The sequence below is a fragment of the Achromobacter sp. 77 genome (assembly GCF_020541125.1).
GTDB classification, from domain to species: domain Bacteria; phylum Pseudomonadota; class Gammaproteobacteria; order Burkholderiales; family Burkholderiaceae_B; genus Achromobacter; species Achromobacter mucicolens.
Genome location: NZ_CP059848.1, coordinates 3,171,747 through 3,194,383, shown reverse-complemented (window position 1 = coordinate 3,194,383; position 22,637 = coordinate 3,171,747). Strand labels below are relative to the sequence as shown.

20 protein-coding genes are annotated in these 22,637 nt (G+C 67.4%); 10 read left to right on the top strand and 10 right to left on the bottom strand.

Annotated elements, in window-relative coordinates; translation table 11 throughout:
• Nucleotides 1-3 precede the first annotated feature (3 nt).
• From H4P35_RS14740 to H4P35_RS14730, 3 genes are read right to left on the bottom strand one after another with little or no spacing between them, the layout of a single operon-like run.
• Nucleotides 4-1,200: an acyl-CoA dehydrogenase family protein gene (locus H4P35_RS14740; protein WP_226846083.1), complete on the bottom strand. Its 1,197-nt coding sequence runs from the start codon at nt 1,198-1,200 to the stop codon at nt 4-6.
• A 9-nt stretch (nt 1,201-1,209) separates the two neighbouring features.
• Nucleotides 1,210-2,391, bottom strand: coding sequence for an acetyl-CoA C-acyltransferase (locus H4P35_RS14735; protein ID WP_152384633.1), 1,182 nt, complete (start codon nt 2,389-2,391; stop codon nt 1,210-1,212).
• 24 nt (nt 2,392-2,415) lie between these two features.
• The gene (locus tag H4P35_RS14730; RefSeq protein WP_226846082.1) at nt 2,416-4,536 is read right to left on the bottom strand and encodes a 3-hydroxyacyl-CoA dehydrogenase NAD-binding domain-containing protein; all 2,121 of its coding nucleotides are present in this window, start codon (nt 4,534-4,536) and stop codon (nt 2,416-2,418) included.
• Between the two features lie 207 nt (nt 4,537-4,743).
• On the opposite strand from H4P35_RS14730, the gene H4P35_RS14725 reads away from it, so the two are divergent.
• The 4 genes from H4P35_RS14725 to sodC all read left to right on the top strand — a co-directional run bounded on the left by H4P35_RS14725 (nt 4,744) and on the right by sodC (nt 9,042).
• Nucleotides 4,744-5,676, top strand: coding sequence for a LysR family transcriptional regulator (locus H4P35_RS14725; RefSeq protein WP_180098596.1), 933 nt, complete (start codon nt 4,744-4,746; stop codon nt 5,674-5,676).
• A 53-nt stretch (nt 5,677-5,729) separates the two neighbouring features.
• Nucleotides 5,730-6,944: an AI-2E family transporter gene (locus tag H4P35_RS14720; RefSeq protein ID WP_226846081.1), complete on the top strand. Its 1,215-nt coding sequence runs from the start codon at nt 5,730-5,732 to the stop codon at nt 6,942-6,944.
• Nucleotides 6,945-7,022: 78 nt separating this feature from the next.
• A complete protein-coding gene (locus H4P35_RS14715) occupies nt 7,023-8,351 on the top strand; it encodes a DUF445 domain-containing protein (protein WP_062841004.1) in 1,329 nt (442 codons plus the stop codon).
• Between the two features lie 166 nt (nt 8,352-8,517).
• On the top strand, nt 8,518-9,042 hold the full coding sequence (gene sodC, locus H4P35_RS14710; protein ID WP_056318192.1) for a superoxide dismutase family protein: 525 nt from the start codon (nt 8,518-8,520) through the stop codon (nt 9,040-9,042).
• A gap of 46 nt (nt 9,043-9,088) precedes the next feature.
• On the opposite strand, the gene H4P35_RS14705 is transcribed toward sodC, so the two are convergent.
• Nucleotides 9,089-9,712, bottom strand: coding sequence for a glutathione S-transferase family protein (locus H4P35_RS14705; protein WP_226846080.1), 624 nt, complete (start codon nt 9,710-9,712; stop codon nt 9,089-9,091).
• Between H4P35_RS14705 and alaE the strand changes: the two genes are divergently transcribed.
• The 6 genes from alaE to H4P35_RS14675 all read left to right on the top strand — a co-directional run bounded on the left by alaE (nt 9,711) and on the right by H4P35_RS14675 (nt 15,536).
• Nucleotides 9,711-10,295 (top strand): L-alanine exporter AlaE, encoded by a 585-nt coding sequence (alaE, locus tag H4P35_RS14700; RefSeq protein WP_226846079.1) that lies wholly within the window; start codon nt 9,711-9,713, stop codon nt 10,293-10,295. The genes H4P35_RS14705 and alaE overlap by 2 nt on opposite strands.
• 127 nt (nt 10,296-10,422) lie before the next feature.
• Nucleotides 10,423-11,124, top strand: a complete 702-nt coding sequence (locus H4P35_RS14695; RefSeq protein WP_370638981.1) for a response regulator — start codon at nt 10,423-10,425, stop codon at nt 11,122-11,124.
• A complete protein-coding gene (locus H4P35_RS14690; RefSeq protein ID WP_226846077.1) occupies nt 11,117-12,424 on the top strand; it encodes an ATP-binding protein in 1,308 nt (435 codons plus the stop codon). Before H4P35_RS14695 ends, H4P35_RS14690 begins: the two co-directional genes overlap by 8 nt.
• 160 nt (nt 12,425-12,584) lie before the next feature.
• Nucleotides 12,585-13,541, top strand: coding sequence for a glycosyltransferase family 9 protein (locus tag H4P35_RS14685; RefSeq protein ID WP_217617612.1), 957 nt, complete (start codon nt 12,585-12,587; stop codon nt 13,539-13,541).
• Entirely contained in the window at nt 13,516-14,673 is a 1,158-nt protein-coding gene (locus H4P35_RS14680; RefSeq protein ID WP_226846076.1) for a glycosyltransferase family 4 protein, read from the top strand. Before H4P35_RS14685 ends, H4P35_RS14680 begins: the two co-directional genes overlap by 26 nt.
• Nucleotides 14,670-15,536 carry a carboxylesterase gene (locus H4P35_RS14675; protein WP_226846075.1) on the top strand — a complete coding sequence of 289 codons (867 nt, stop codon included), beginning with the start codon at nt 14,670-14,672 and terminating at the stop codon, nt 15,534-15,536. The genes H4P35_RS14680 and H4P35_RS14675 overlap by 4 nt, the downstream gene beginning before the upstream one ends.
• On the opposite strand, the gene H4P35_RS14670 is transcribed toward H4P35_RS14675, so the two are convergent.
• The 6 genes from H4P35_RS14670 to H4P35_RS14645 all read right to left on the bottom strand — a co-directional run bounded on the left by H4P35_RS14670 (nt 15,514) and on the right by H4P35_RS14645 (nt 22,634).
• Nucleotides 15,514-16,764 carry an MFS transporter gene (locus tag H4P35_RS14670; RefSeq protein WP_226846074.1) on the bottom strand — a complete coding sequence of 417 codons (1,251 nt, stop codon included), beginning with the start codon at nt 16,762-16,764 and terminating at the stop codon, nt 15,514-15,516. The genes H4P35_RS14675 and H4P35_RS14670 overlap by 23 nt on opposite strands.
• A 105-nt stretch (nt 16,765-16,869) precedes the next feature.
• Nucleotides 16,870-17,661, bottom strand: a complete 792-nt coding sequence (gene map / locus H4P35_RS14665) for a type I methionyl aminopeptidase (RefSeq protein WP_056318211.1) — start codon at nt 17,659-17,661, stop codon at nt 16,870-16,872.
• Nucleotides 17,662-17,907, bottom strand: a complete 246-nt coding sequence (locus H4P35_RS14660; protein ID WP_056318213.1) for a ParD-like family protein — start codon at nt 17,905-17,907, stop codon at nt 17,662-17,664.
• A gap of 74 nt (nt 17,908-17,981) precedes the next feature.
• The gene (locus tag H4P35_RS14655) at nt 17,982-18,701 is read right to left on the bottom strand and encodes a DUF2894 domain-containing protein (RefSeq protein WP_226846073.1); all 720 of its coding nucleotides are present in this window, start codon (nt 18,699-18,701) and stop codon (nt 17,982-17,984) included.
• Nucleotides 18,691-19,341 carry an OmpA family protein gene (locus H4P35_RS14650; protein ID WP_226846072.1) on the bottom strand — a complete coding sequence of 217 codons (651 nt, stop codon included), beginning with the start codon at nt 19,339-19,341 and terminating at the stop codon, nt 18,691-18,693. The genes H4P35_RS14655 and H4P35_RS14650 overlap by 11 nt, the downstream gene beginning before the upstream one ends.
• Complete coding sequence (locus H4P35_RS14645) at nt 19,338-22,634, bottom strand: DUF802 domain-containing protein (RefSeq protein WP_226846071.1); 3,297 nt, start codon at nt 22,632-22,634, stop codon at nt 19,338-19,340. Before H4P35_RS14645 ends, H4P35_RS14650 begins: the two co-directional genes overlap by 4 nt.
• Nucleotides 22,635-22,637: the final 3 nt, after the last annotated feature.

Below are 22,637 nucleotides of genomic sequence, written 5' to 3'. Positions count from 1 at the left end.
CCCTTACAGTCCCAGGATCATCTTGGAGATGATGTTCTTCTGGATTTCATTGGAGCCGCCGAAGATCGACAGCTTGCGGTTGTTGAAGTACTGCGCCGCGGCGCTGTTTGCGCCGTCCGGGCCGATGGGGGGCGCGTCATAACCGTCGTGCAACGCCTCGGGCACGAAGGGGCGCGCGTACGGGCCCATGGCGCGGCGGTTCAAGGCGCTGATCTCCTGGCGGATCTGCGTGCCGCGGATCTTCAGCATCGAGCTCTCCGCGCCGGGCGCGCCGCCGCCGGCCACCGCCGCGACCACGCGCAGGTTGGTCGTGCGCATGTTGGCCAGCTCGATCTCCACGCGCGCCAGGCGCGCGGCAAAATCCGGGTCTTCGGCCAGCGGGCGGCCGTGGCGCTTCTGGCGCGCGGCCACCGCCTTCAGGCGTTCCAGCGCGGCCGTGGACTGGCCGACGCCCGCGATGTTGGTGCGTTCATAGGTCAACAGGTACTTGGCGCAGGTCCAGCCGCGGTTTTCCTCGCCCACCAGGTTTTCGGCAGGAACCCGCACGTCCGAGAAGAACACCTCGTTGACCTCGTGCTCGCCGTCCAGCGTGATGATCGGGCGCACTTCGATGCCCGGGCTGTTCATGTCGATCAAGAGGAAACTGATGCCTTCCTGGCGCCGGCCTTCCTGCGAGGTGCGCACCAGGCAGAAGATCATGTTGGCGTACTGGCCCAGCGTGGTCCACGTCTTCTGGCCGTTGACGACATAGCTGTCGCCGTCGCGCACGGCCGTGGTCTTGAGCGACGCCAGATCCGAGCCCGCGCCGGGTTCCGAGTAGCCCTGGCACCACCAGTCCGACCCGTCCAAAATGCGGGGCAGCCAGTAGCGGCGCTGGGCCTCGGTGCCGTACTTGATCAGCACGGGTCCCAGCATGCTCAGGCCGAAGGGCACGATGCGCGGCGCATTGGCCAGCGCGCATTCGTTGTCGAAGATGTACTTCTGCGATGCGTTCCAGCCCGTGCCGCCGTATTCCACGGGCCAATGCGTGGCCAGCCAGCCTTGCGTGTTCAGGATGGCATGCCACTCGGTCATGTCATCGCGTGTCAGCAGCTTGCCTTCGCTGACCTTGTCCGACAGCCGCCGCGGCAGCTTCGCGTCCAGGAAGGCGCGCACCTCGTCGCGGAAGGCGATTTCTTCGGGGGTGAATTCCAGATCCATGCGGGTCTCTCAGTAGATTTCAAACAGGCCGGCCGCGCCCATGCCGCCGCCGATGCACATCGTGACGACGGCGTAGCGGGCGCCGCGGCGGCGGCCCTCGATCAGGACGTGGCCTGCCAGCCGCGCGCCCGTGACGCCAAAGGGATGGCCCAGAGCGATGGACCCGCCGTCCACATTCAGGCGATCCATGGGGATGCCGAGCTTTTCCTGGCAATACAGCGCCTGCGACGCGAATGCCTCATTCAGTTCCCAGAGGTCGATGTCCTGCACCTTCAGGCCGTGGCGGGCCAGCAGCTTGGGCACCGCGTACACCGGGCCGATGCCCATTTCGTCGGGCTCGCAGCCGGCGATGGCCAAGCCGCGGAACGCGCCCAGCGGCCGGATGCCGGCGCGCTGGGCTTCGGCGGCTTCCATCAGCACGCAGGCCGCTGCGCCGTCCGACAGCTGCGAGGCATTGCCCGCCGTGACGAACTGGCCCTCGCCCCGGACAGGGGCCAGGCCGGCCAGCGCCTCGTAGGTGGTGCCGGGGCGGTTGCAGGTGTCCTTGTCCACCGTTACTTCGCGCTCGGTGATGGCGCCCGTCGCGCGGTCCGTGACGGACATGGTGGTCGTGACCGGAACGATCTCCTCGCGATAGCGGCCCGCGGCCTGCGCGGCCTCGGTGCGCGCCTGGCTTTGCGCGGCAAAGCGGTCCTGCGCCTCGCGGCTGATGCCGTAACGCGCGGCCACGATGTCGGCGGTCTCGATCATGGGCAGATACAGCTCGGGCTTGTTGGCCACGATCCACGGGTCCATGCCGCTGACGCCGTCGTCGCGCGTGCGGATCTGCGATACCAGTTCCACGCCGCCGGCGATCACGGCGGGCGCACCATCCATCACGATGCGGCTCGCGGCCGAGGCGATCGCCTGCAGGCCGGACGCGCAATAGCGGTTGATCGTGGCGCCGCCGACGCTGACAGGCAGCTCGGCACGGATGACGGCCTGCCTGCCGATGTTGCGCCCGGTCGCGCCTTCCGGATAGCCGCAGCCGATGAACGCGTCTTCGATCAGGGCGGGGTCGATGCCGGCGCGGTCCACGGCGGCGCGCACGGCGTGTGCGGCCAGCGTGGGCCCGGCGATCAGGTTGAATTCGCCGCGCCCCGCCTTGGTGATGGGGGTGCGGGCAGTGGAAACGATGACGGCTTCGCGCATTGGGGTTCCTAAAAGGAGTTTGGATCAGGCGGCGTTCAGGCTGCCAAAGGTGCGGCCGGATTCGGCCAGCTGCACGAGCAGCGGCGACGGCTTCCAGAACGCGGGGTCTTCGGCCGCGTAGCCGCGGATGTCGGCCAGGATGTGCGCCAGGCCCACGCTGTCGGCGTAGTGCATCGGGCCGCCGCGATGGCGCGGAAAGCCGTAGCCGGACAGGAACACCACGTCGATGTCGGACGGGCGCAGCGCGATGCCCTGATGCAGCACGTTGGCGGCTTCATTGACCATGGCGGCCAGATAGCGCCGCAAAATGTCTTCCTGCGTGAATGGGCGGGGCGTGACGCCGGCGCGGCGGCGTTCGTCGTCGATGATGGCCAGCACCTCGGGGTCGGGCGTGCCCTGGCGGGCGCCGTCGGGATACACATAGAACCCGCGGCCGGTCTTCTGCCCGAACCAGCCGCGCTCGCAGAGGCGGTCGGGAATCTGCACATAGCGCAGCGCGGGATCGCGCGTGGGGGCGCGGCGCTTGCGGGTGGCCCAGCCGATGTCGCCGCCTGCCAGGTCGGCCATCTGGTAGGGACCCATCGGATAGCCGAACGCGCGCACGGCGGCGTCGATGTCGTACGGCGAGGCGCCGTCCTCCATCATCATGTCGGCCGCCTGCCGGTGCACGGCCAGGATGCGGTTGCCGATGAAGCCGTCGCAGACGCCCGCGCGCACGGGAATCTTGCGCAACCGGCGCGCCAGCTCGAAGCCGGTGGCGACGGTATCCGGCGCGGTGTGACGACCGACCACCACTTCCAGCAGCTTCATGATGTTGGCGGGCGAAAAGAAGTGCAGGCCCAGCACGTCGGCGGGCCCGCGCGTCGCTTCGGCGATACGGTCCACGTCCAGATAAGAGGTATTGGTGGCCAGCACCGCGCCGGGCTTGGCCACGCGGTCCAGCTGCGCAAAGACGGCCTGCTTGACGGCCATGTCCTCGAACACGGCTTCGATGATGAGATCGGCCTGGCCGAGCGCGTCGTAATCCGTGGCGCCGGTAAAGCGCGCCAGGCGGGCCGCGCGTTCGTCAGCGGTGATGCGGCCTTTCTTGACGAGCAGGTCGTACACCTGTTCGACGCGGGTGCGGCCGCGCGCCAGGGCCGCATCGTCCTGTTCGACCATCACCACCGGCAGACCGGCATCCAGCACCGCCACGGCGATGCCCGCGCCCATTGTGCCGCCGCCCACGATGCCCACGCGTTCCAGACGACGGGAACGGGCTTCCTTGAGCTCGGGAATCTTGGCGCTGTCACGCTCGGCGAAGAACGCGTGGATGAGCGCGGCGCGTTGCGGGCTGTCCAGACATTGCAGGAACAGGGCGCGTTCGGTGCGCAGGCCCTCGTCGAAGGGCAGGTCGATCGCGGCGCGCACGGCTTGCACGATCTTGGCGGGGGAGAACAGACCACGGGTGGTGGCGGCCACGCGTTCGGCCGCGGCGTCCACCGCCGCGCGTTGCGCAGTCTCGTCCGCCAGCGCGTTGGCCGCGTCGCGCGTGCGGCGCGGGCCTGCGTTCAGCGCCAGCAGCTGGCGTGTGTAGGCCAGGCCGGCGTCCAACGGGTCGTCCTCGGCGGCCAGGGCGTCGACCAGCCCCGCTGCCAGGGCTGCATCGGCGGACAGGGGCTTGCCGCTCAGCATCAGATCCAGCGCCGCGGCGGCGCCCATCAAACGGGGTGCGCGCTGCGTGCCGCCCGCGCCGGGCAACAGGCCCAGGTTCACTTCGGGCAGGCCTAGCTTGGCGCTGGCCATCGCCACCCGGTAGTGCGCCGCCAGCGCAATCTCCAGCCCGCCGCCCAGCGCCGCGCCATGCAATGCGGCAATGACCGGCTTGGCGCTGGCTTCGATCTGGTTGCACAGGTCCGGCAGCAGGGGCGGTTGCGGCGGCTTGCCGAATTCGCGGATGTCGGCGCCCGCGATGAAATTCTTGCCGGCGCCGATCAGCAGGATCGCGCGCACCCGCGTGTCGGTCTGCGCCTGCGCGATGGCCTCGGACAACGTGCGGCGCACGGTGGCGCTCAGGGCGTTGACGGGAGGATGGTCGATGACGACGACCATAATGTCTTCATGGCGGCGCGTCTGGGCCGCGCCGGTGCTTGCGCTGTCTGTCATGGACAGTGTCTCCTTAATGGCTTCCTGCTCGCGCGCGGCGCCGGCATGCCGGAGCACCGACGGCTGCGCGAGCGGAGCCTGGGGCGGGCCAGGCGTGGCCCGTCTGTTATGGCTTTATTCTTTCCCAGCAAAGATGTCTTGACAATGGCATCGATAATTGACACTCCGGACAAGAAAATTTGACAATGCACGGCAAGGAGCGCCGTCATGGACACCAAATCCCTCACTCTGCTGGTCGAAATCCTGGACGCGGGCAATCTCAGTGAAGCCGCGCGCCGCCTGAAAATGACGCGGGCCAACGTCAGCTATCACCTGAGCCAGCTCGAGCGATCGGTGGGCATGCAGCTCGTGCGGCGCACGACCCGGCGCGTGGAACCTACCGAGATCGGCCTGAAGCTGTACAAGCACGGCCGCAGCATTCAGGACGAACTGGCGGCCGCGCGCGAGTCGATCGAAACGCTGGGCAAAACGCCGCAGGGAAAGGTGCGCCTGAGCGTGCCCAGCGGGTACGGGCAGTTCGTGATGACGCCCTGGCTGCTGGAATTCAAGAAGACCTACCCCGACATCGTGCTGGACGTGCTGTTCGAGAACAGCGTCGAAGACCTGCTGCGCGACGAGGTCGACATCGCTGTGCGCATCATGTCCGACCCGCCGCAGCACTTGGTCGCGCGGGAACTGGGGCAGGTGCGCTACGTGGCCTGCGCGTCCCCCGACTATGCGGCAAGCCGCGGCCTGCCGCAGCGGCCGGAAGACCTGGCCGGCACGCCCGTCATCAGCGCCGCCGTGATCGGGCGGCCGCTGCGCCTGTCGGCCTACTACGGCGGCCAGCCCCGCCAGCATGTGGTGCTGGAACCCACCGTCATTTCCCGCAACTACGCCTTCCTGCGCGACGCCATCCGCGCGGGGTTGGGCGTGGGCGTGGTGCCGGACTACGTGGTGCATGAAGACATTGCGCGCGGCGAACTGTTACCGGCGTTGACGGACTGGCGGCTGAGCATTTTCGGGCGCGGCATGTATATGCTGTATATGCCCAACCGCCATCACCCGCGCGCGCTGGCAATGATGATCGAATTCATCCTCGAACGCGCGCAGCGGCGGCATGACGGCGAACCCGGTCTGCTGGCGGTAAGCGCCGGGTAGCGCCCGCGGGCACGAGACTTGCTGAAGGCCTTCGCAAATTGGATGTGAGGGGAATGATGGACAGCGCGACGCCAGTGGACACCTCCACTCAGAGGCAGGGCCCGGAGCCGGTGACGGCCCCGCCGGCCGAGGAAAAACCCGAACCGCCAGAAGAAAAGGTCACGGCCCAGGACGCCGGCCTTATCAAGCCGCCCGCGCCGACGCCGCTTGTGCGCGTCAGCGGCTTTTGTCTCGTGACGCTGACCGTGCTGGCGGTGCTGTTCGGTTTGAAGGCTGCCCAGGAATTCATCGTGCCGGTGGTCATGGCAATTGTCGTCGCCTACACCCTGGACCCGGTCGTGGCAATGCTGGAACGGCACCGCGTGCCCCGGTGGCTGGGCACGGTGGCCGTCATGGGCGCCATCGCGGTCGGTATTGGCTGTGTGATCTATTTCACGCAGGACCAGGTCACCGGCATCATCAATGCGTTGCCCGAGATATCCAGCAAGCTGTCCCGCACGTTGGGCGGCCTGTTGAGCGGGGACGGGTCGTTCCTGGAAAAATTGCGCAACGCAGCAAGCATCCTGCAGGAATCCGGCGCGTCCAAGGCGGGCGGGCGGGTCGTCGTCGCGAAACCGGAGGCGGGCCTGAACGACATCTTGCTGTGGGGCTCGAAAGGCCTGGCGACCTTCGTAGGGCAGGCGACCATGTGCGTGTTCCTGGTCTTTTTCCTGCTGCTGTCGGGCAATGCGTTCAAGCGCAAGTTCGTGAAGATGGCGGGCAACACGTTGTCGCAGAAGAAGATCAGCGTGCACATGCTGGACCAGATCAACAACTCCATCCACATGTACATGGCGATGATGCTGGTGACCAACGTAGCGCTGGGTTTGCTGTCGTGGGTGGCGTTCCGCTGGCTCGGGCTGGAAAACGCCGCGACGTGGGCGGTGGTGGCCGGCGCGCTGCACATCATTCCGTACTTCGGCCCGCTGATGACCGCGGTCGGGACCGGCATTGCCGGCCTGGTCCAGTTCGGAGAACTTGGCCCGGCGCTGGCGATCTCGATGAGTTCGGTCGCGATCGCGCTCTTGATCGGTGTGCTCGTCACCACCTGGATGTCGGGGCGGATCGCCCGCATGAATGCCGTCGCCGTGTTCATCGTGCTGCTTCTCTTCACGTGGCTGTGGGGCATCTGGGGCACGCTGCTGTCGGTGCCCATTGCGTTCATCGCAAAGGTGGTTTCCGACCACATCGAAGGGCTGGAGGCATTGTCCGAGTTTCTGAGCGAGTAGGCCTTTCGGGCAGGCCCGGTCGCAATGGCCGGGCGGCGTGCGATTGGTATGCTTGCACCTCGAATCACCGGATTCTCCATGACCGACACTTTCCGTTCCGACCGGCTCTCCGGCGTGCGCGCCGCGCCATCCCTGGATGCGCGGCGCACGCAATTGCGCCGCATGAAGATCGCGGCGCTGGCGCTGCTGGTGGCCATGGTCAGCGGCTTCATCACCAGCCACGTCATGGGCGGGCAGGGCGCGTGGGCATGGGTTCGCGCCTTTTGCGAGGCAGCCACCGTGGGCGCGCTGGCCGACTGGTTCGCCGTGGTGGCGCTGTTCCGGCGGCCCATGGGCCTGCCCATTCCGCACACCGCCATCATCCCCAGCAACAAGGACCGTATCGGCGACAGCCTGGCGGTGTTCGTGCGCGATCACTTCCTGGACCCCGATACCCTGATCGAAAAGCTGCGCGTCTTCGACCCCGCCGCGCGGCTCAGCCGCTGGCTGGCGCGGCCCGCCCAGGCCCGCGCCCTGAGCGACGGCGCGCGCCGGGTGGCGTTGCAGACACTGGACCTGCTGGACGACCGTGCCGTGCGGGGCGTCATCCAGGAGTTCGTGGTCAGCAATCTGCGCCGCTGGGACGCGGCCGCCACGGCGGGCGAGGTCCTCGGCCTCTTGACCCGCGACGGGCGGCACCAGGAATTGCTGGACGCCGCGCTGGAACGCCTGGGCGGCTATCTGGCCGAGGAAGACGTCAAGGAACGGGCGTCGACGCTGCTCGTGAAGTTCGCCCGCAAGGAATGGCCGCGCATCATCGCCGCCGTCGACGTGGTCAAGTCCGTCGACAACATTGCCGACAACCTGGCCGACCGCCTGGCGCGCGCGCTGGTCGAAGAGCTGCGCGATGTGCTGTCCCAGCCCGATCATCCGGTGCGCCGGGACTACGAGGCCTGGGTGATGAACTACATCGAACGCCTGAAGACGGATCCCGCCCTGGCTGGCCAGGTCGAAGCGCTGAAGCAGCGGGCCATCGACCATCCCAAGGTCCAGGAGTACGTCCAGGGTCTGTGGGACGACATCCATGCGGCGCTGCGGCGCGACCTGGCGGACGAACACTCCGCGCTGGCCGCGCACCTGGAAAGCGCGCTGCTGGCGCTGGCCCGCAAACTGGGCGAAGACCCGCGGCTACGCGAGGCCATCAACAACCACATCCTGGGCGGCGCGCGGCGGCTGACCGGCCGGCTGCGCGTGGGCGTCACCGAGCACATTTCACGCACCGTCAAGAATTGGGACGAGCGCCATCTGGTCGATGAACTTGAGCTCAGCGTGGGGCGCGACCTGCAATACATCCGCTTTAACGGCACGCTGGTCGGGGGGCTGATCGGCGTGCTGCTGCACGCGGTGATCCTGCTGGTGAACGGATAAACGGCGCGGTGTCCTACGCCGTGTCAAACCTTGTATCAGGAATGAAGTTTGCTGGCGGACCGCTCGGCGCCGGTGCTATCTTCATTGGCGCCACCCATCGCGCGAGGCGCGCGTCTCGCTCCGTTGGCCGCCCGCAGTTCGCGGGCATCTTTCCAGGAGGCAATTCATGAAGAAATTCTCGATGCTTGTCACGGCGCTGGCTTTGGCGGGCGCGTCCAGCGCGGCGCTGGCCGAAGACGTCTCGATGTCGTTCCTGACGCCAGAAGGCGTGGGCAAGAGCGCCGGCACCATCACCTTGAAAGACACCAAGGAGGGGCTGCAGATCACGCCCCACCTCAAAGGCCTGCCGCCGGGCGAGCGGGGTTTCCATGTCCACGAGAAAGGCTCCTGCGAGCCGGGCATGGTGAACGGCAAGACCGCCCCGGGCGGCGGCGCGGGCGGCCATCTGGACCCGAAGGGCACCAAGGCCCACAAGGGACCGATGGCTACCGACGGACACCAGGGCGACCTGCCATTCCTCACCGTTGCGGCCGACGGCAGCGCGACGAAAACCGTACTGGCGCCGCATCTGAAGCTGGCCGACGTAAAGGGGCACGCGCTGATGATCCACGCGGGCGGCGACAACTACAGCGATAAGCCCGAGCCGCTGGGCGGCGGGGGCGGACGCCTGGTTTGCGGCGTCGTGAAGTAGCAAGGATGACTGCGCCGGCCCGGCCGGCGCCGGTCTCGCCCCGTTCTCAGGCCGTCCCGTTGCGGCCGTACTGCCGGTAGCCGTCGCGCTCGGCCAGGCGGTCGTAATAGGCCGCCACCGACGGCAGCGCGGGCTTGCTGAAGGACGTCTCGAACCAGCGGTTCACGGACAGCCCAACGGGAATGTCGGCCAGCGTGAAGGTGTCGCCCGCCACGTACGCCCGGGTGTCGGCAAGGCGTTGGTCCAGGATCCCCATGAATCGCGCCCATTCCTTGCACGACGCGTCGATGGCAGCGGCGTCCTGGTGCGCAGGCGACTGCCGGGCCAACGCCATGAACGCGTAGCTCCAGGACCGGTTCAGGTCCGTTGCCTGCCAATCCATCCACTGATCCACCCGGGCCCGCGCCTTGGGCTCGGCCGGATAAAGATGCCGCCCGTCATACTGGCCCGCCAGATAGCGGATGATGGTGTTGGACTCCCACAGGACGAAGTCGCCATCCTGGATCACGGGCACCATCGCATTGGGATTGTGCGCCAAAAATTGCGGATCGGACGTCGGCCGGAAACCGCTGCCCCAGTCTTCGCGATCGAAGGGCAGGTTCAGTTCTGCGCACGTCCACAGCACTTTGCGCACGTTGATGGACGAGGCCTTACCCAGAATTTTCAGCATGACAGCCAGCCCGGCGGGGCGTTCGGAAGTACAGGATCGCCGCAGTCTAGCGGGCGGCAAGGGCCACCGCCAGATACAGACCGGGGAATGCGCAGCCGGAACAGTTTCAGGAAAACCGCAGGTGACAGCCAAGACGCCAATGCCACTTTCTACCCGATCCTATCTCGCCGATACCTTGGCGCTGATCCTGTTCTTTACCACCACCGGCGTCATCAACGAGCGCTGGATAGCGGGAATGACCTGGGAACAGGTGTTCCACGCTCGGCTGCTTGGCGGCGCGCTGATGATTCCGGTGGGGCGCCCGTATGGGATGTGGCGCGACTGGGTGATGCGGCGCGCGACGGACACGCGCGCGTCCCGGCTGCTGTGGGATAGCGTGGCACTGATGAGTTTCCAGGTGCCGATCTACGCGGCCATCATCGCTTTCAGCGGCGCCTCTGGCGACGGTCTGGTGCGCGGCGTATTCGGCGCGGCGGTGATGATGCTGGTGCTCGGGCGGCCTTATGGGGCGTTCTTGAATGGGGTGAGGCGTCTGTTTCGTTTGCCTCCGGGCGGGGATCGGCCAATGTCGCTCAACGAATGAGCCGCGCCCGCAGACGTGAGTTCAATGCCGCTCGACAAAGTCATGGCCCGGATTGAGTATTTTTCTTTCGGTGTATGCTTGCCGCGCCATTGCACTGTGACGGTGCATGAACCTCTGTCTGCCCACCATGACCAAGGCCCTGTTAGTCGAAGACGATACGAAGCTGGCGCGCCTGATCGCGCAGTTTCTGGAACAACACGGTTTCAATGTTGCCCAGGCTTATCGTGGCGATCACGCGGTGGATGCGTTCCGCCGCCACGAGCCGGCCATCACCATCCTGGACCTGATGCTGCCGGGCCGCGACGGCTTGCAGGTCTGCCGCGACCTGCGTGCGTTCTCGACTGCGCCGATCCTGATGCTGACGGCGCGCGAAGACGACCTGGATCACATCCTGGGCCTGGAGTCCGGCGCGGACGATTACGTCATCAAGCCCGTGGAACCGCGCGTCCTGCTGGCGCGGATCCGCGCCTTGATGCGGCGCCACAACCAGACCGAGCTGCAGCCTGAACGCCTGGATTTCGGCGCGCTGTCCATCGACCGCCAGACGCGCGCGGTGATGGTGGCCGGGGTCGAGGTCGACCTGACGACACTGGAATTTGAAATGCTCTGGGCGCTTGCCAGCCAGGCTGGGCAGGTGTTGACGCGCGACGATCTGCTGAACGCGGTGCGCGGCGTCGAATTCAATGGGCTGGATCGCACCGTGGATGTGTGCATCAGCAAATTGCGCCGCAAGCTCGATGACGATCCGCGGGATCCGGCCCGCATCAAGACCATTTGGGGCAAGGGTTACCTGTTCTCGCCCAAGGGTCACGAGCTGGACGATGCTTAAGTTCGTCCTGCGCATCTTCGTGGTGCTGGCCATTGGCTTCGTGCTGTCCAACGAAGTCGTCGACCGGGCGGCAAACTATCTTTTTGAGTCGGAGACGGCCAATTACACGCGCGAAGCTGTCCGAGGCCAGTTGCATAGCCTGAAGCAGGAGCTGGCCCACGTGCCGCCGGACGCGCGCCCCGACTACGTGCGCAACACGCTGGCGCCGCATTACGGACTGGCGTTGCAGGTGCTGGAGCCGGCCGACTACAACGCGGCCGATTTCGCGCTGACCCGCGATGAGCGGCGCACCATCGATGCGGGCGGGTTCTTCCTGCGCGACAACCTGATGAGCTTCGTGGCCGCCATACCGGGCCCGGGCGCACAGTGGCTGATGGTCAAGCTGCCGCCCGAGCCGCTCGTCGGCACGTGGGTGATCGTTGCAATCTACGCTGCCCTGGGCGTGCTGTTGTGCGCCTTCATGCTGGTGTGGGCGCTGCCGGTCTGGCGCGACCTGGAGGCGCTGAAGACCGCCGCGCAGCGGATGGGGCAGGGCGACCTGCGGGTGCGCGCCCAGCTGTCGCGGTTTTCCAGCATCCGTGGGCTGGGCGACACCTTCAACCAGATGTCCGAACGCATCAGCGCGCTGATCAGCAATCAGCGCGAACTGACCAACGCGGTATCGCACGAACTGCGCACGCCCATCGCCCGCTTGTCGTTCGAGCTGGACATGATCGAGCAAGAGGCCGATCCCGCCGCGCGCCGGCGACTGGTCGAGGACATGAAGAACGATGTCGCCGAGCTGGACAGCATGGCGTCGGAATTGCTGATGTACGCCCGCCTGGAACACAAGAGCGACGACATTCCGCTTCAAGCCCAGGACGCCCGCGGGTGGCTCGATTCCGTTGTGCAGCATGCGTCGTTCGAGGCCGAATTGTCGGGGGTGCAGTGCGTGGTGACGCACTGCGATGCAGGCGACGTGCGGCTGCACCCGCGCTACATGACGCGCGCCTTGCTCAACCTGCTGCAGAACGCCATCCGCCACGCCGGCGGGCAGGTGCAGGTCGGACTTGCCAGCCCCGCGCCACGGCAGTACGTGCTGACGGTGGACGACGATGGGCCGGGCGTGCCGCCCGCCGATCGCGAGCGCGTGTTCGATCCCTTTATCCGGCTCGACGAAAGCCGAGCGCGCGGCACTGGCGGTACCGGGCTGGGCCTGGCGATTGTGCGCCGCGTGGCGCGATGGCACAACGGCGAGGCGCTGGTGTCCGAGAGCCCGCTGGGCGGCGCCCGCTTCGTGATTCGCTGGCAAGCGGCCTGATCCGACCCGCCCGCCGCGCGCGGCCGCCGGCGTTGTGCAGTGGTATGCCGGGCCGCTTAATGCTTCTTCACAATTGTTAAAGAGATCCGGGAAATTTGCCTGACGCCTCCCGATACATTGCCGGCCATCGGCCAACTGGCCGTCAATACGGAGGCCGCAGGTGTCGGAGATCGTTGTGTATGTCAGAAGCCAGCCGCAGCTGGGCGACCAGATCGTCGCCATGCCAACGCTGTATCAGCTCAAGACATGGTGGCCATCGCGCCGGCTGAAGGTGGTCGCCCGTGACGACGTGGGCAATTTCTACCGGGCGCTGCCGTGGGTCGACGAGTTCGTACGTGCCTCGACATTCATCGATTACCTGCGCAGCCTGAAATCCGAGACCCGCATGTCCGTCAGCCTGCATCACAGCAGCGAGCGATTCGGCGTGGTCAATCTGCTGCGCCGTCCGGCGATCCGGTTGGGCTTTCGCAATGCCCGCTTCAGCGACGTGGCCTGGACGCATTGCCATCGCAAGGACATCACCGAATACATCGGCCAGGCCAATCTGCGCTTGCTGGCGTCGTACCGGCCATTCGACCTGGAGGGGGCGACGCGCGCATGTTTCTATACGCTGGCGCGTCCGCACCTGCGCGTGCCGTTGGGCGGCGACGTGGTGATGATTCCCGGGGGCGGCGCCGGCGACTTCAAGCGCTGGAGCCTGTCGAACTACCTGCGGCTGGCCGACAGGCTGAAACCGCTGCTGGGCGCCGGCACCCGTTTTCTCTTCGTGCTGGGCCAGCAGGAAGCCTCGGAGCGGGATGCCCTGCGCGCGATGCAGCGGCCGGACTTCTCCATTGCCTATTGCCGGCCCATCGCCGAGCTGAGCGCCATCATGCTGCGCGCGCGGCTGGTGGTAGCCAACGATTGCGGCCCCTCGCACATCGCGCAAGGCGCTTGCGTGCCGTATGTGGGCGTTTTCAACGAAGCGAATCCCGAGTGGTTCTGGCGCCGGCGCGGGTCGGCGTTCGTGGTGCCGCGGCATCCGCCAAGCGGCATCAATTCGATCACGCCCGGTGAAGTGCTGGCGGCCTGTCTGGATGTATTGGATCATCATGCGCATACTGCACACGCTGGCTGAGCGCAGTCTGGGCGGATTGGAATTCCGCACGCTGGAGCAGGCGAGCTGGCTGCACCTTCACGGCTACGAAGTGGCCATTGCGTCGCCCTCGGGCAGCGCCGTGAGCCACGCCGCGCGGGAGCGCAAGCTGACGACCGTGGATATTGACTTCAACCCTGCCTATTCGCCCAGGACCGTCCTGGCGCTGCGCCGGGCCGTCCAGGCGATGCGCATCCAGGTCATCGATAGCCATAGCCGCGCAGACGCCAAGACGGCCGCGCTGTGCCGGGATCTGTGCGCCGTCGTGCGCACGCGTCATTTTGCCAAGCCCATGCGTTCATCCCTGCGCCGCCGGCTGGAATGGAAGCTCGGCTGCGACCACGTCATCGCCACCAGCGACGTCGGCAAACAAGAACTGCTGGCGGCCCGGCTGGTGCCGGACGACCGGATCAGCGTGGTCGGGGAGTGGGCCGGCGACGCGTTCTTTCAGTCCGGTGACGCGCCGGATGCCGTCCTGCGGATCCGTCGCGGCTTGGGGATACCGGCGCCCAAGGCGTCTTACGTCATCGCCACCGTGGGGATGCTGCGCCCGGAGAAAGGCCAGGCCGATCTGCTTCGCGTGGTGCAACGCCTGCGCATCCAAGGCGTGCCCGCGGTGGCCCTGGTCGTGGGCATGGCGACCGCGCGCACACAACCGTATGCGTATTCGCTGTACCGCCTGGCCGTGGATCTGGGCATCGCGGAGCATGTCGTGTTTGCAGGTCATCGGACCGACGTGCCCGACATGATCCGCGCCGCGGACGTGGTGCTGGTTCCGTCCGCGACCGAAGCCTGGTCGCGCATCGTGCCCGAGTCCTTCGCCGGCGAGCGGCCCGTCGTTGCCAGCAATGTGGGTGGGCTGCCGGAGATCGTCGTGCCGGGCCGTACCGGCTGGCTTGCCGCGCCCGGTGACGTCGCGGCGTATGCCGACTGCATCCTGCAGATCCGGAACCGGCCTTGGCATGCTCAGGCCATTGTGGCCAACGCGCGGGCGTTCGCAGATACGCATCTGCGCCTGGGAGAAAAGATGTTCCGCACGCTCGAGGCGTATCGCGTCGCCGTGGGTGCACGCTTGCCGCCCGAACGCTATCAGCGCGGGGGGGCGTCGGCATGACCACGATTGACATGGTCTGCAAGGTGACGGCGTGTCCGGACCCGTGCGCGGCATCGGTCATCCGGACGGCGACGGCATGCGACGGCCAACTGCCACCGTTATCGCCGCAGGCGGGCGAGCAGTTGCTTGTGGGCAAGGGCGAGCGCGCGCGCACGGGAATCCTGCTGATCCACCGCCTGGGCGGCGCGCCCTGGGAAATGCACGAACTGGCGCGCGGCCTGAATGAACAGGGCTACAGCGTGATGGCTGTCCAGCTGGCGGGTCATGGCGGGTCGCTGCAAGAATTGGCCGGCGCAGGGTGGATGGATTGGCTGGCCAGCGTGCGCCGGGGGGCGGATATGCTGGCCAGCCGGACCGATCGCATCGTCGTCGGCGGAATCGCCACGGGCGCCGTGCTGGCCCTTGCCCTGGCGCAGGAGCGGCCGTTCCACGTAGCCGGCGTCCTGGCGTTATCGCCCGTGCTCCGTCATGACGACCGTGCGGGTCCGCGCCGGGCAAGCACGGCCTTCCTGCTGCCGGTGTTGCGTATGCTGGGCATCGCCCGGCATCGCGCGGTGCCGGGACGGCCGCGCCGCGCGGGCTTGCCGGGTACGCCGTGGAGGGCGCTGGGCCAGATGGGTAAGCTGGCGGCCGCGGTACGGCGCCGGATGGACATGGTGCGAGCGCCGTGCCTCGTTATCCATGCACGGCACGACGACGTCGCGACCGTATCCGGCGCGTTCGAGATCGCGAAAACGGCGCGCAACACGAATGTGCACTTGCAGCTGCTGGCAGACCGTGACCATGTGATCACGATGGGCCGCGGATGCGGCGATGTCGTCTCGCGGGCCACGGCGTTCGTCAGCGGGATTGCTTGGCCTTGATCGCGGGTTGCGCAGGAACCAATTCTGGCTGCCTTTCCAACCGCAGCACCGGCGACGTGAACAGCACGGCGAACTGGATGAAGAAGCCGGCGGTCGACACCCAGAGGCAGGCTTCTACGCCGAACTTCGCAGCCAAGGTCGCGCCGATCAGGGCGCCAATGGGCCTCGCGCCGAAATTGGCCGTCACGATGACGGATGACACACGGCCCAGCAAGGCGTTGGGCGTGACCGATTGGCGCAGGGTGGTCGTGGTGATGGTCCACAGGATGGGACCCGCGCCGAACAGGAAGAAGCCGACCGCCGCCCATGCACCCGACGGAAAGGCCAGCGTCGTCAGCAGGATGATGCTGGCCAGCAAAGCGGATAGCGGTCCCGCGCCGATCATCGCGCCGAACGACAGCCGGCGCGCGAGCCACGGTGCCGCCAGCGCGCCGGCCAGCATCCCCGCGCCGTAGATGCCCAGCGTGATGCCGACGCCCGCGGCCGACAAGCCCAGCCGATCCACGGCGTACGCAACATAGATGGCCAGCAGGACAAACCACGCGGTATTGAAGAAGAGGGCGGTCAAGAGAACCGGGCGCAACAAGGGATGCGTGGCGACGAATGCCGCGCCTTCGCGCAGTTCGGTCAGCGGATGGCGCCGCATGGCGGGCTTGGGCGCATCTTGCGGCAGGCCGGCAAGAAACACGGCGGCCAGCAGCGACAGCGTGGTGGCAAGCACGTAAGCGGTGGATGCGCCCATCCACCCGACCAGCGCGCCGCCCGCGGCCGGACCAGCAGAAAAGGCGGCGCTGCGCGCCAGCTCCAGCCAGCGGTTGGCGTTGGACAGTTCAGCAGGAGGGACCAGCCTGGGCACCAAGGCGGGGGCCGCGACGTTGTAGGCGACGGTGCCCACCGCCCCGGCAAAGCCCAGCGCCGCCAGCCATTGCAGGCTGAGGCCGCCCGTCCACAAAAGCGTCAGCAGTGCAATCAGGCTTGCCGCGCGCACGCATTCGGCGCCAGTCATGAGGGACCGGCGCGACATCCGGTCGGCCAGCACACCGGCGGGCAGGGAAAGCAACAGGAACGGAAGCGTCTGCGCGGTCTGCAGATAGCCGGTCTGCGCCGCGGTGGCGCCCAGGGTCAGCACGGCATACAAGGGCGCAGCCGCCAGCGCGATCTGCTCGGAGAATTGCGCGGCAAGGTTCGACGCCGCAAGGCGGCGGAAGGTGGAGGGCAGGGCGGGCATGGGAATGGAGCGGCGGGGGCCGCGCAAACGGCAAGGGCACGATGTTGATCGTACCCTTGCGGCCCCGCACTCCGGTCCTTGCTGTGCGGCAAGGACGCGCTTCGGTCAGGGAATGGGCGGGTAGTCGCCGAAGCCGTCGGGCCAGGTGGTCAGCACGTCGTAGCCGGTCTCGGTGACGACGACCATGTGTTCCCATTGGGCGGACAGCGACCGGTCCTTGGTGACGACGGTCCAGCCGTCGGGCAACTGCTTGGTCTGCGGCTTGCCGGCATTGATCATGGGCTCGATCGTGAACATCATGCCGGGCTGCAGCACCAGGCCTTCGCCGGGCCGGCCGTAGTGCAGCACCTGTGGATCGTCGTGGTAGATCTGGCCAATGCCGTGGCCACAGTATTCGCGCACGATGCTGAAATGCTCGCGGTGCGCGACGGTCTGGATGGCGTGGCCGATGTCGCCCAGCGTGGCGCCGGGCTTGACGGCCATGATGCCGGCGCGCATGGCTTCATAGGTGGTGTTGACCAGGCGGCGGGCCAGCGGGCTGGGCTGGCCAACGTAGTACATGCGGCTGGTGTCGCCAAACCAGCCGTCCTTGATGACCGCGACGTCGATGTTCAGGATGTCGCCGTTCTTGAGCACCTTGGCCGACGGAATGCCGTGGCAGATCACGTGATTGACCGACGCGCAGATGGTCTTGGGAAAGCCGTGGTAGCCCACGTTGGCGGGCGTGGCTTTCAGCACGTTGACGATGTAGTCGTGACAGACGCGGTCAAGCTCGTCGGTGGTGACGCCGGGGCGAACGTGTTCGCCGATCATGTGCAGCACTTCGGCCGCCATGGCGCCCGCCTTGCGGGCCATTTCGATGTCGGCGGCCGATTTGATGGAAACCTTCTTGGCCATTTATGCGGCCTCCTGCTGCGCGGGTTGCGGCAACCCTTGCGAGAGGGAAGCGATGGTGAAGCCTTCGGCCTGGTCGATGCGGATCAGCAGTTGGCAGATGTCGGCATGGCGCAGTTCGGGATAGAGCTCGGAGAGCATGCCGATGCGCATCCAATGTTCGGCTTGGGAATTGATGGAGCGGCTGAGGGCGCCGCTGGCGACGCGCAGGTTCTCGTGCATCTGCTCGGAAATTTTGACGATACCCATGGTGGATGTGTTCCGTATATGTTTCGTATATGGAACGTATCGTACTGCGCCGAGCCGCCGCGTGCAAATCGGCCTCAGGCGGATTCCTTGCTTTCCTTGGCTGGCTTGCGGGGCTTACTGCGCGCGGACTTCTTGGCGGCGCCGGCGCGGGGCGCTTCCTTGGGCGCCGGGGCGGCCGCCGCGGTCATTTGCTCCATCCACATCAGCGCATCCGTGTACGACAGGAACTGCTGCAGGTAACCGGGCGACATTTCGCGCATCAGGGAGAGCGCGCGGTGCACGAGCTGATTGGAGTTGAGCGGGCCGGCGTTCTTGTGGACCTGTTCCTGCGACTGGCGGACCTGGCGGTCGGCGCTGAAGCGGGACCAGAGCGTCTGGAACTCGTCGAGAAGCGGCAGCTCGGGATAGGCGGCGCGCAGGCCCAGCGGGTCGAGCCGCTCGGCGCACGCGCGGTCGGATTCCGCGTCCGCAGCCTGCGGAGGGCCGGCAGCGCCGGGGCCGGCCAGGTAGGCGACCAGGCCGGCGAGGGGGCCGTGTTCGGGGGCAGGTGGTGAGCCAGGGAGGTCCTCGGCGGCGCCCGCGTCCGTCAGGCCCGATTCGTACGCCTGGATCAGGTCGGCCAGCCGCCCATCCAGCCGCTGGCGGACGGGGCCGTCATACGCGGCCGCGCGGCGTGCCAGCGCGTCGATCAGATGAAAACGCAGCGGGTCGGCGCGGTCGGCGCCGCTGGCGCGCCAGCCGTCCAGCACGGCGCGCGGGTTCAGGACCGCCTCGCGGCTGCCGTCACTGCGCACCGGGCTTACCCGCTTCGTTCGAGGGTTTGGGGATGGGCGTGATTTCGACGCGCCGGTTCTTGGCGCGGCCTTCCTCGTCCGCGTTGGACGCGACCGGCTGCTCGGCCCCGAAGGCCGCGGCAAAGACCATTGACGACGGTACGCCTTCGTCAATGAGGGCCCGCGTCACGGTGAGGGCGCGCTGCGCGGAAAGATCCCAGTTGTCGGCAAAGCGGCGGTTGCCCTCGCGTACCTGCTGGTCGTCGGTGAAGCCGCTGACCATCAGGATTTCATTGTGGGTCTTCAGGTACGCGGACAGCGGTTCGATCAGGCTTTTCAGGATCTCGCGGCCTTCGGGTTGAAGCTGATCGGAGTTCAGGGCGAAGAGCACGCTGCCGCTGATGCCGATGCGGCCGTTCACGAGCGTCACGCGGCCAGCGGCAAGCGGGCCGGCCAGCGCCTGTTCCAGCGTCTCGCGGCGCTGCGTTTCTTCCTGGCGCTGCTTGACCTCTTCCTCAAGCTGCGTCGACAACTGCAACTGCACCGCGACGACGCTGACCAGGATGAGGACGAAGGCGCCCAGCAGCACCGACATCAGGTCGCCAAAGACGGCCCAGGCCGGCGCCGTCGGCTCCACGCCGCCGTCGATATCCTCGCTCATGCCGTTTCCGCTCCGGCCGTGGCGCGCTGGGCGGCAAGCTGCTGCAGGTTCTCGATGATCTGCTTTTGCGACATGAGGCTCAGGTCGACGACCTCACGGGCCTGCGCCACGTAGTAGGACAGTTGCTCGTCGCCGCGCGCGATGGATTTGTCCAGCGCCGCTTCGATGCGTTGCAGATGCGCCGTGAGCTTGTCGTTCGATTCGCCGAAGGCCTGCACGGCGGCGCCGAAGGATTCGCCCAGGCTGGCGACCTCGACCGCGCTGCTGGTGACCAGCGAGGCGACTTCGGTCAGCTTGCCGGTTTCGGACTCGACCTTGTCGGTGAACTGCGCGCCCACGCGTTCCAGCATGTCCGCCGACGACGCCACCAGGGCATCGACGGCCGTGCGCTGCTCGGCCGCGGTGTGGTTGACGGCGTCCAGCAGCGTGCCGAGCGTCTCGAGCAGGCGGTTGCGCTCTTCGAGCATGTCGTTGTCGCGCACCATGCTGTCCGACAGCTTCTGGCGCAGTTCGCCGATGACTTCGGCGGCGGCGCGCGGCGCCTCGGACGCGGCCTGGACCAGACGGCCGATCTCGGCGATGGTTTCGCTGGCGTGGGCCTGCGTTTGCGCGGTGATGTCCTGCGCAGTGAGGCTGAGGGTGTCGCAGATCTCTTGTTGCAGGCCGGCCGCCTGCGCGCCTGCCTGCTGCCATTCGGTGCGCAGCGCATTGGCCATGTCCGCCAGCTTGGCCGTCCATGCGGTCAGGCGTTCCTCGTCGTTGGCGGCCAGTGCCGCTTGCAGGGCGGTGTGCGATTGTTCCAGCGTCTGCAGCAGCTCGGCCGAATGCGCGCCGAAGGCGGCGGACGCGGTTTGCAGCGCGTCGCGGTTGTCGTCGGCCAGTTGCTTGCCGACGGTTTCCTGGCGGGTCTGCGCGTCTAGCCAGGCTTGCGTGACGCCGCCGGCGGCGGTCTCCAGACGAGACGACACGGTTTCCAGAAGCGCGGCCTGTTGCTGCGTCTGGGCGGTGATGTCGCGGGCGGTCTGGCTGAGCGCGTCGCTGATTTCCAGCTGGCGCAGGGCGGCCTGCGTGCCGGCCTGTTCCCATTCTTCGCCCAGCTTGGCGGCCATCGCCGTCAGCGAGCCGGTCCAGGCGGTCAGGCGTTCTTCGTCGCGCGAAGCCAGCGCGGCCTGCAGGTCGGCGTGCGACTGGTCCAGCGTGCGCAGCAGCGCGTCGGCATGCTGGCCGAAGGCGGCCGCCGCCGTTTCGAGGGCGCGCTGATTGTCGGCGGCCAGTTGCTTGCCCAGGTCTTCCTGGCGGGTCTGGGCGTCCGTCCAGGCCTGCGTGACGCTGCCTGCCGCCGTTTCCAGGCGGGTCGACACGTCTTGCAGCAGCCGGGCCTGCGCTTCGGTCTGACCGGCGATGCCGCGCGCGGTCTGGGCGAGCGCGTCGTTGATTTCCTGATGGCGGGCGACGGTGTTCGCGCCGGCCTGTTCCCAGTCCTGGCCCAGCTTGGCGGTCATGGCGCCCAGCGTGTCGCGCCACGCAGCAAGGCGTTCTTCGTCGCGCGCGGCCAGGGCGGCCTGCAATTCGGTGTGCGACTGGTCCAGCGTGCGCAGGAGCGATGCGGCGTGTTGCTCGAATGCCGCCGTGGCGGCTTCCAACGCGGCCTGATTGCCGGCGGCCAGCTTGCTGCTGGCTTCTTCCTGGCGGGCAAGCGCGCGGGTCCATTGGTCCGACACGCCGTTGGCGGCGGCCTCCATGCGGGCCGACACGCCTTCGAGCAGGGCCGCCTGCGCGGCGGCTTGTTCGGCAACGTCGCGCACGGTCTGCGCCAGGGTGTCGTTGATTTCCTGCTGGCGGACGGTGGCCTGCGCGCCGGACTGCTCCCATTCCTGACGTAGCGTGGCGCCCATCGTGCCCAGCGTTTCGGTCCAGGCGGCCAGGCGCTGCTGGTCGCGCGAGGCAAGGTCGGTTTGCAGCGCGGCGTGCGACGCGTTCAGGGTGCGCAAGAGCGACGCCGAATGCTGCTCGAAGCTGGCGGCCGCGGCGGTGAGCGCCTGCAGGTTGTCGCCGGCCAGTTTTTCGCCGGCCTGCTGCTGGCGCGACAGCGCTTCGGTCCAAGCTTGCGACATGTCGCCCGACGACGCCTCCAGACGTGCCGACACGCTGTCCAGCAGGCTGGCCGAGCGTTGTTCGAAGGTCTGGGCGAAGCGGTCGAGCGATGCGCGCAGGTCTTGGGCCATGGCCTCGCTGGCGCGTTGCTGGCCAGCGACCGCCTGGCTCCAGATGCCCGCGACGTCCGTCGTCGCGGCTTGCAGGCCTGCCGTCAGGCCTTCGAGCTGCTGGCGCACGGCTTGGGCCACGGTGTCCTGCAGGGTGGCGGTTTCGCGGGACAGGCTGTCCATCGTGGCCTGCACGACAGGCTGCAGGGCCTCGCCGGCGGAGCGCGCGCTTTGCGCCACGCTGTCTTTCATGGACTGTTCCATGACGGACGCCAGCCGGGCGTAGGCGGCTTCGGCCTTGCCCTGAAAGGCGGTCTGGCTGGCGATCTGGCGTTCGTTCAGCGCCTGGTTCTGCTGTTCCATGCTCTTCATCATGGATTCCAGCTGGCCGACGATGGCGGGCATGGCTTCGGCCTGCCGCTGCATGATCTCGGCCTGGCGCTGGAGCAGCTTGAAGGATTCTTCGCGCTGGTAGCCTTGCGAGTACACGCGCAGCGTGGTCGCGGTCCTGGTATCGAGAAGCTGCGCCGCGTGGACGCGGTCGCGCCGCGACAGCGCGGCCAACAGGCCCAGCATGGCGGACGCGGCAACGCCGGCGATCGAGGTGCCGAAAGCAAAGCCCAGACCCTTGACGGGGGCGGCCAGCGACGCGCGGATCGCGGCCAGATCGGTCGAGCTTTCAAGCGCAAGGCCAGTGCCGCGCAGCGTGACGACCATGCCAAGAAAAGTGCCCAGCATACCCAGAAGGACCAGCAGGCCCACCAGATACGGCGTGAGCGACGGGCCGGGCAGGCCCACGCGCTCGCCTTCGATGCGCAGGCGCACCGCGTTGCGCAGACCGGCCGGAAGCTTGTCCAGCCAGGCGCCGAGGCTGCCCGGCGCTTCGTTCAGGTCCGATACGGCGCGCGTCAGCGACGACGTTGCCTGCTGGTAGCGCAGCAGTTCCAGCGCGCCCGCCAGGTAACAGACGCCAATCAGCAGCGTCACGGCCAGCGCCAGCGGGTTCGTGCCCGCGTAACCCGCGCCGATCCAGCCCACAACGGCCAGTCCGGCCAGGAAAACCACGATATTGATCAGATTCTTGGACATAGT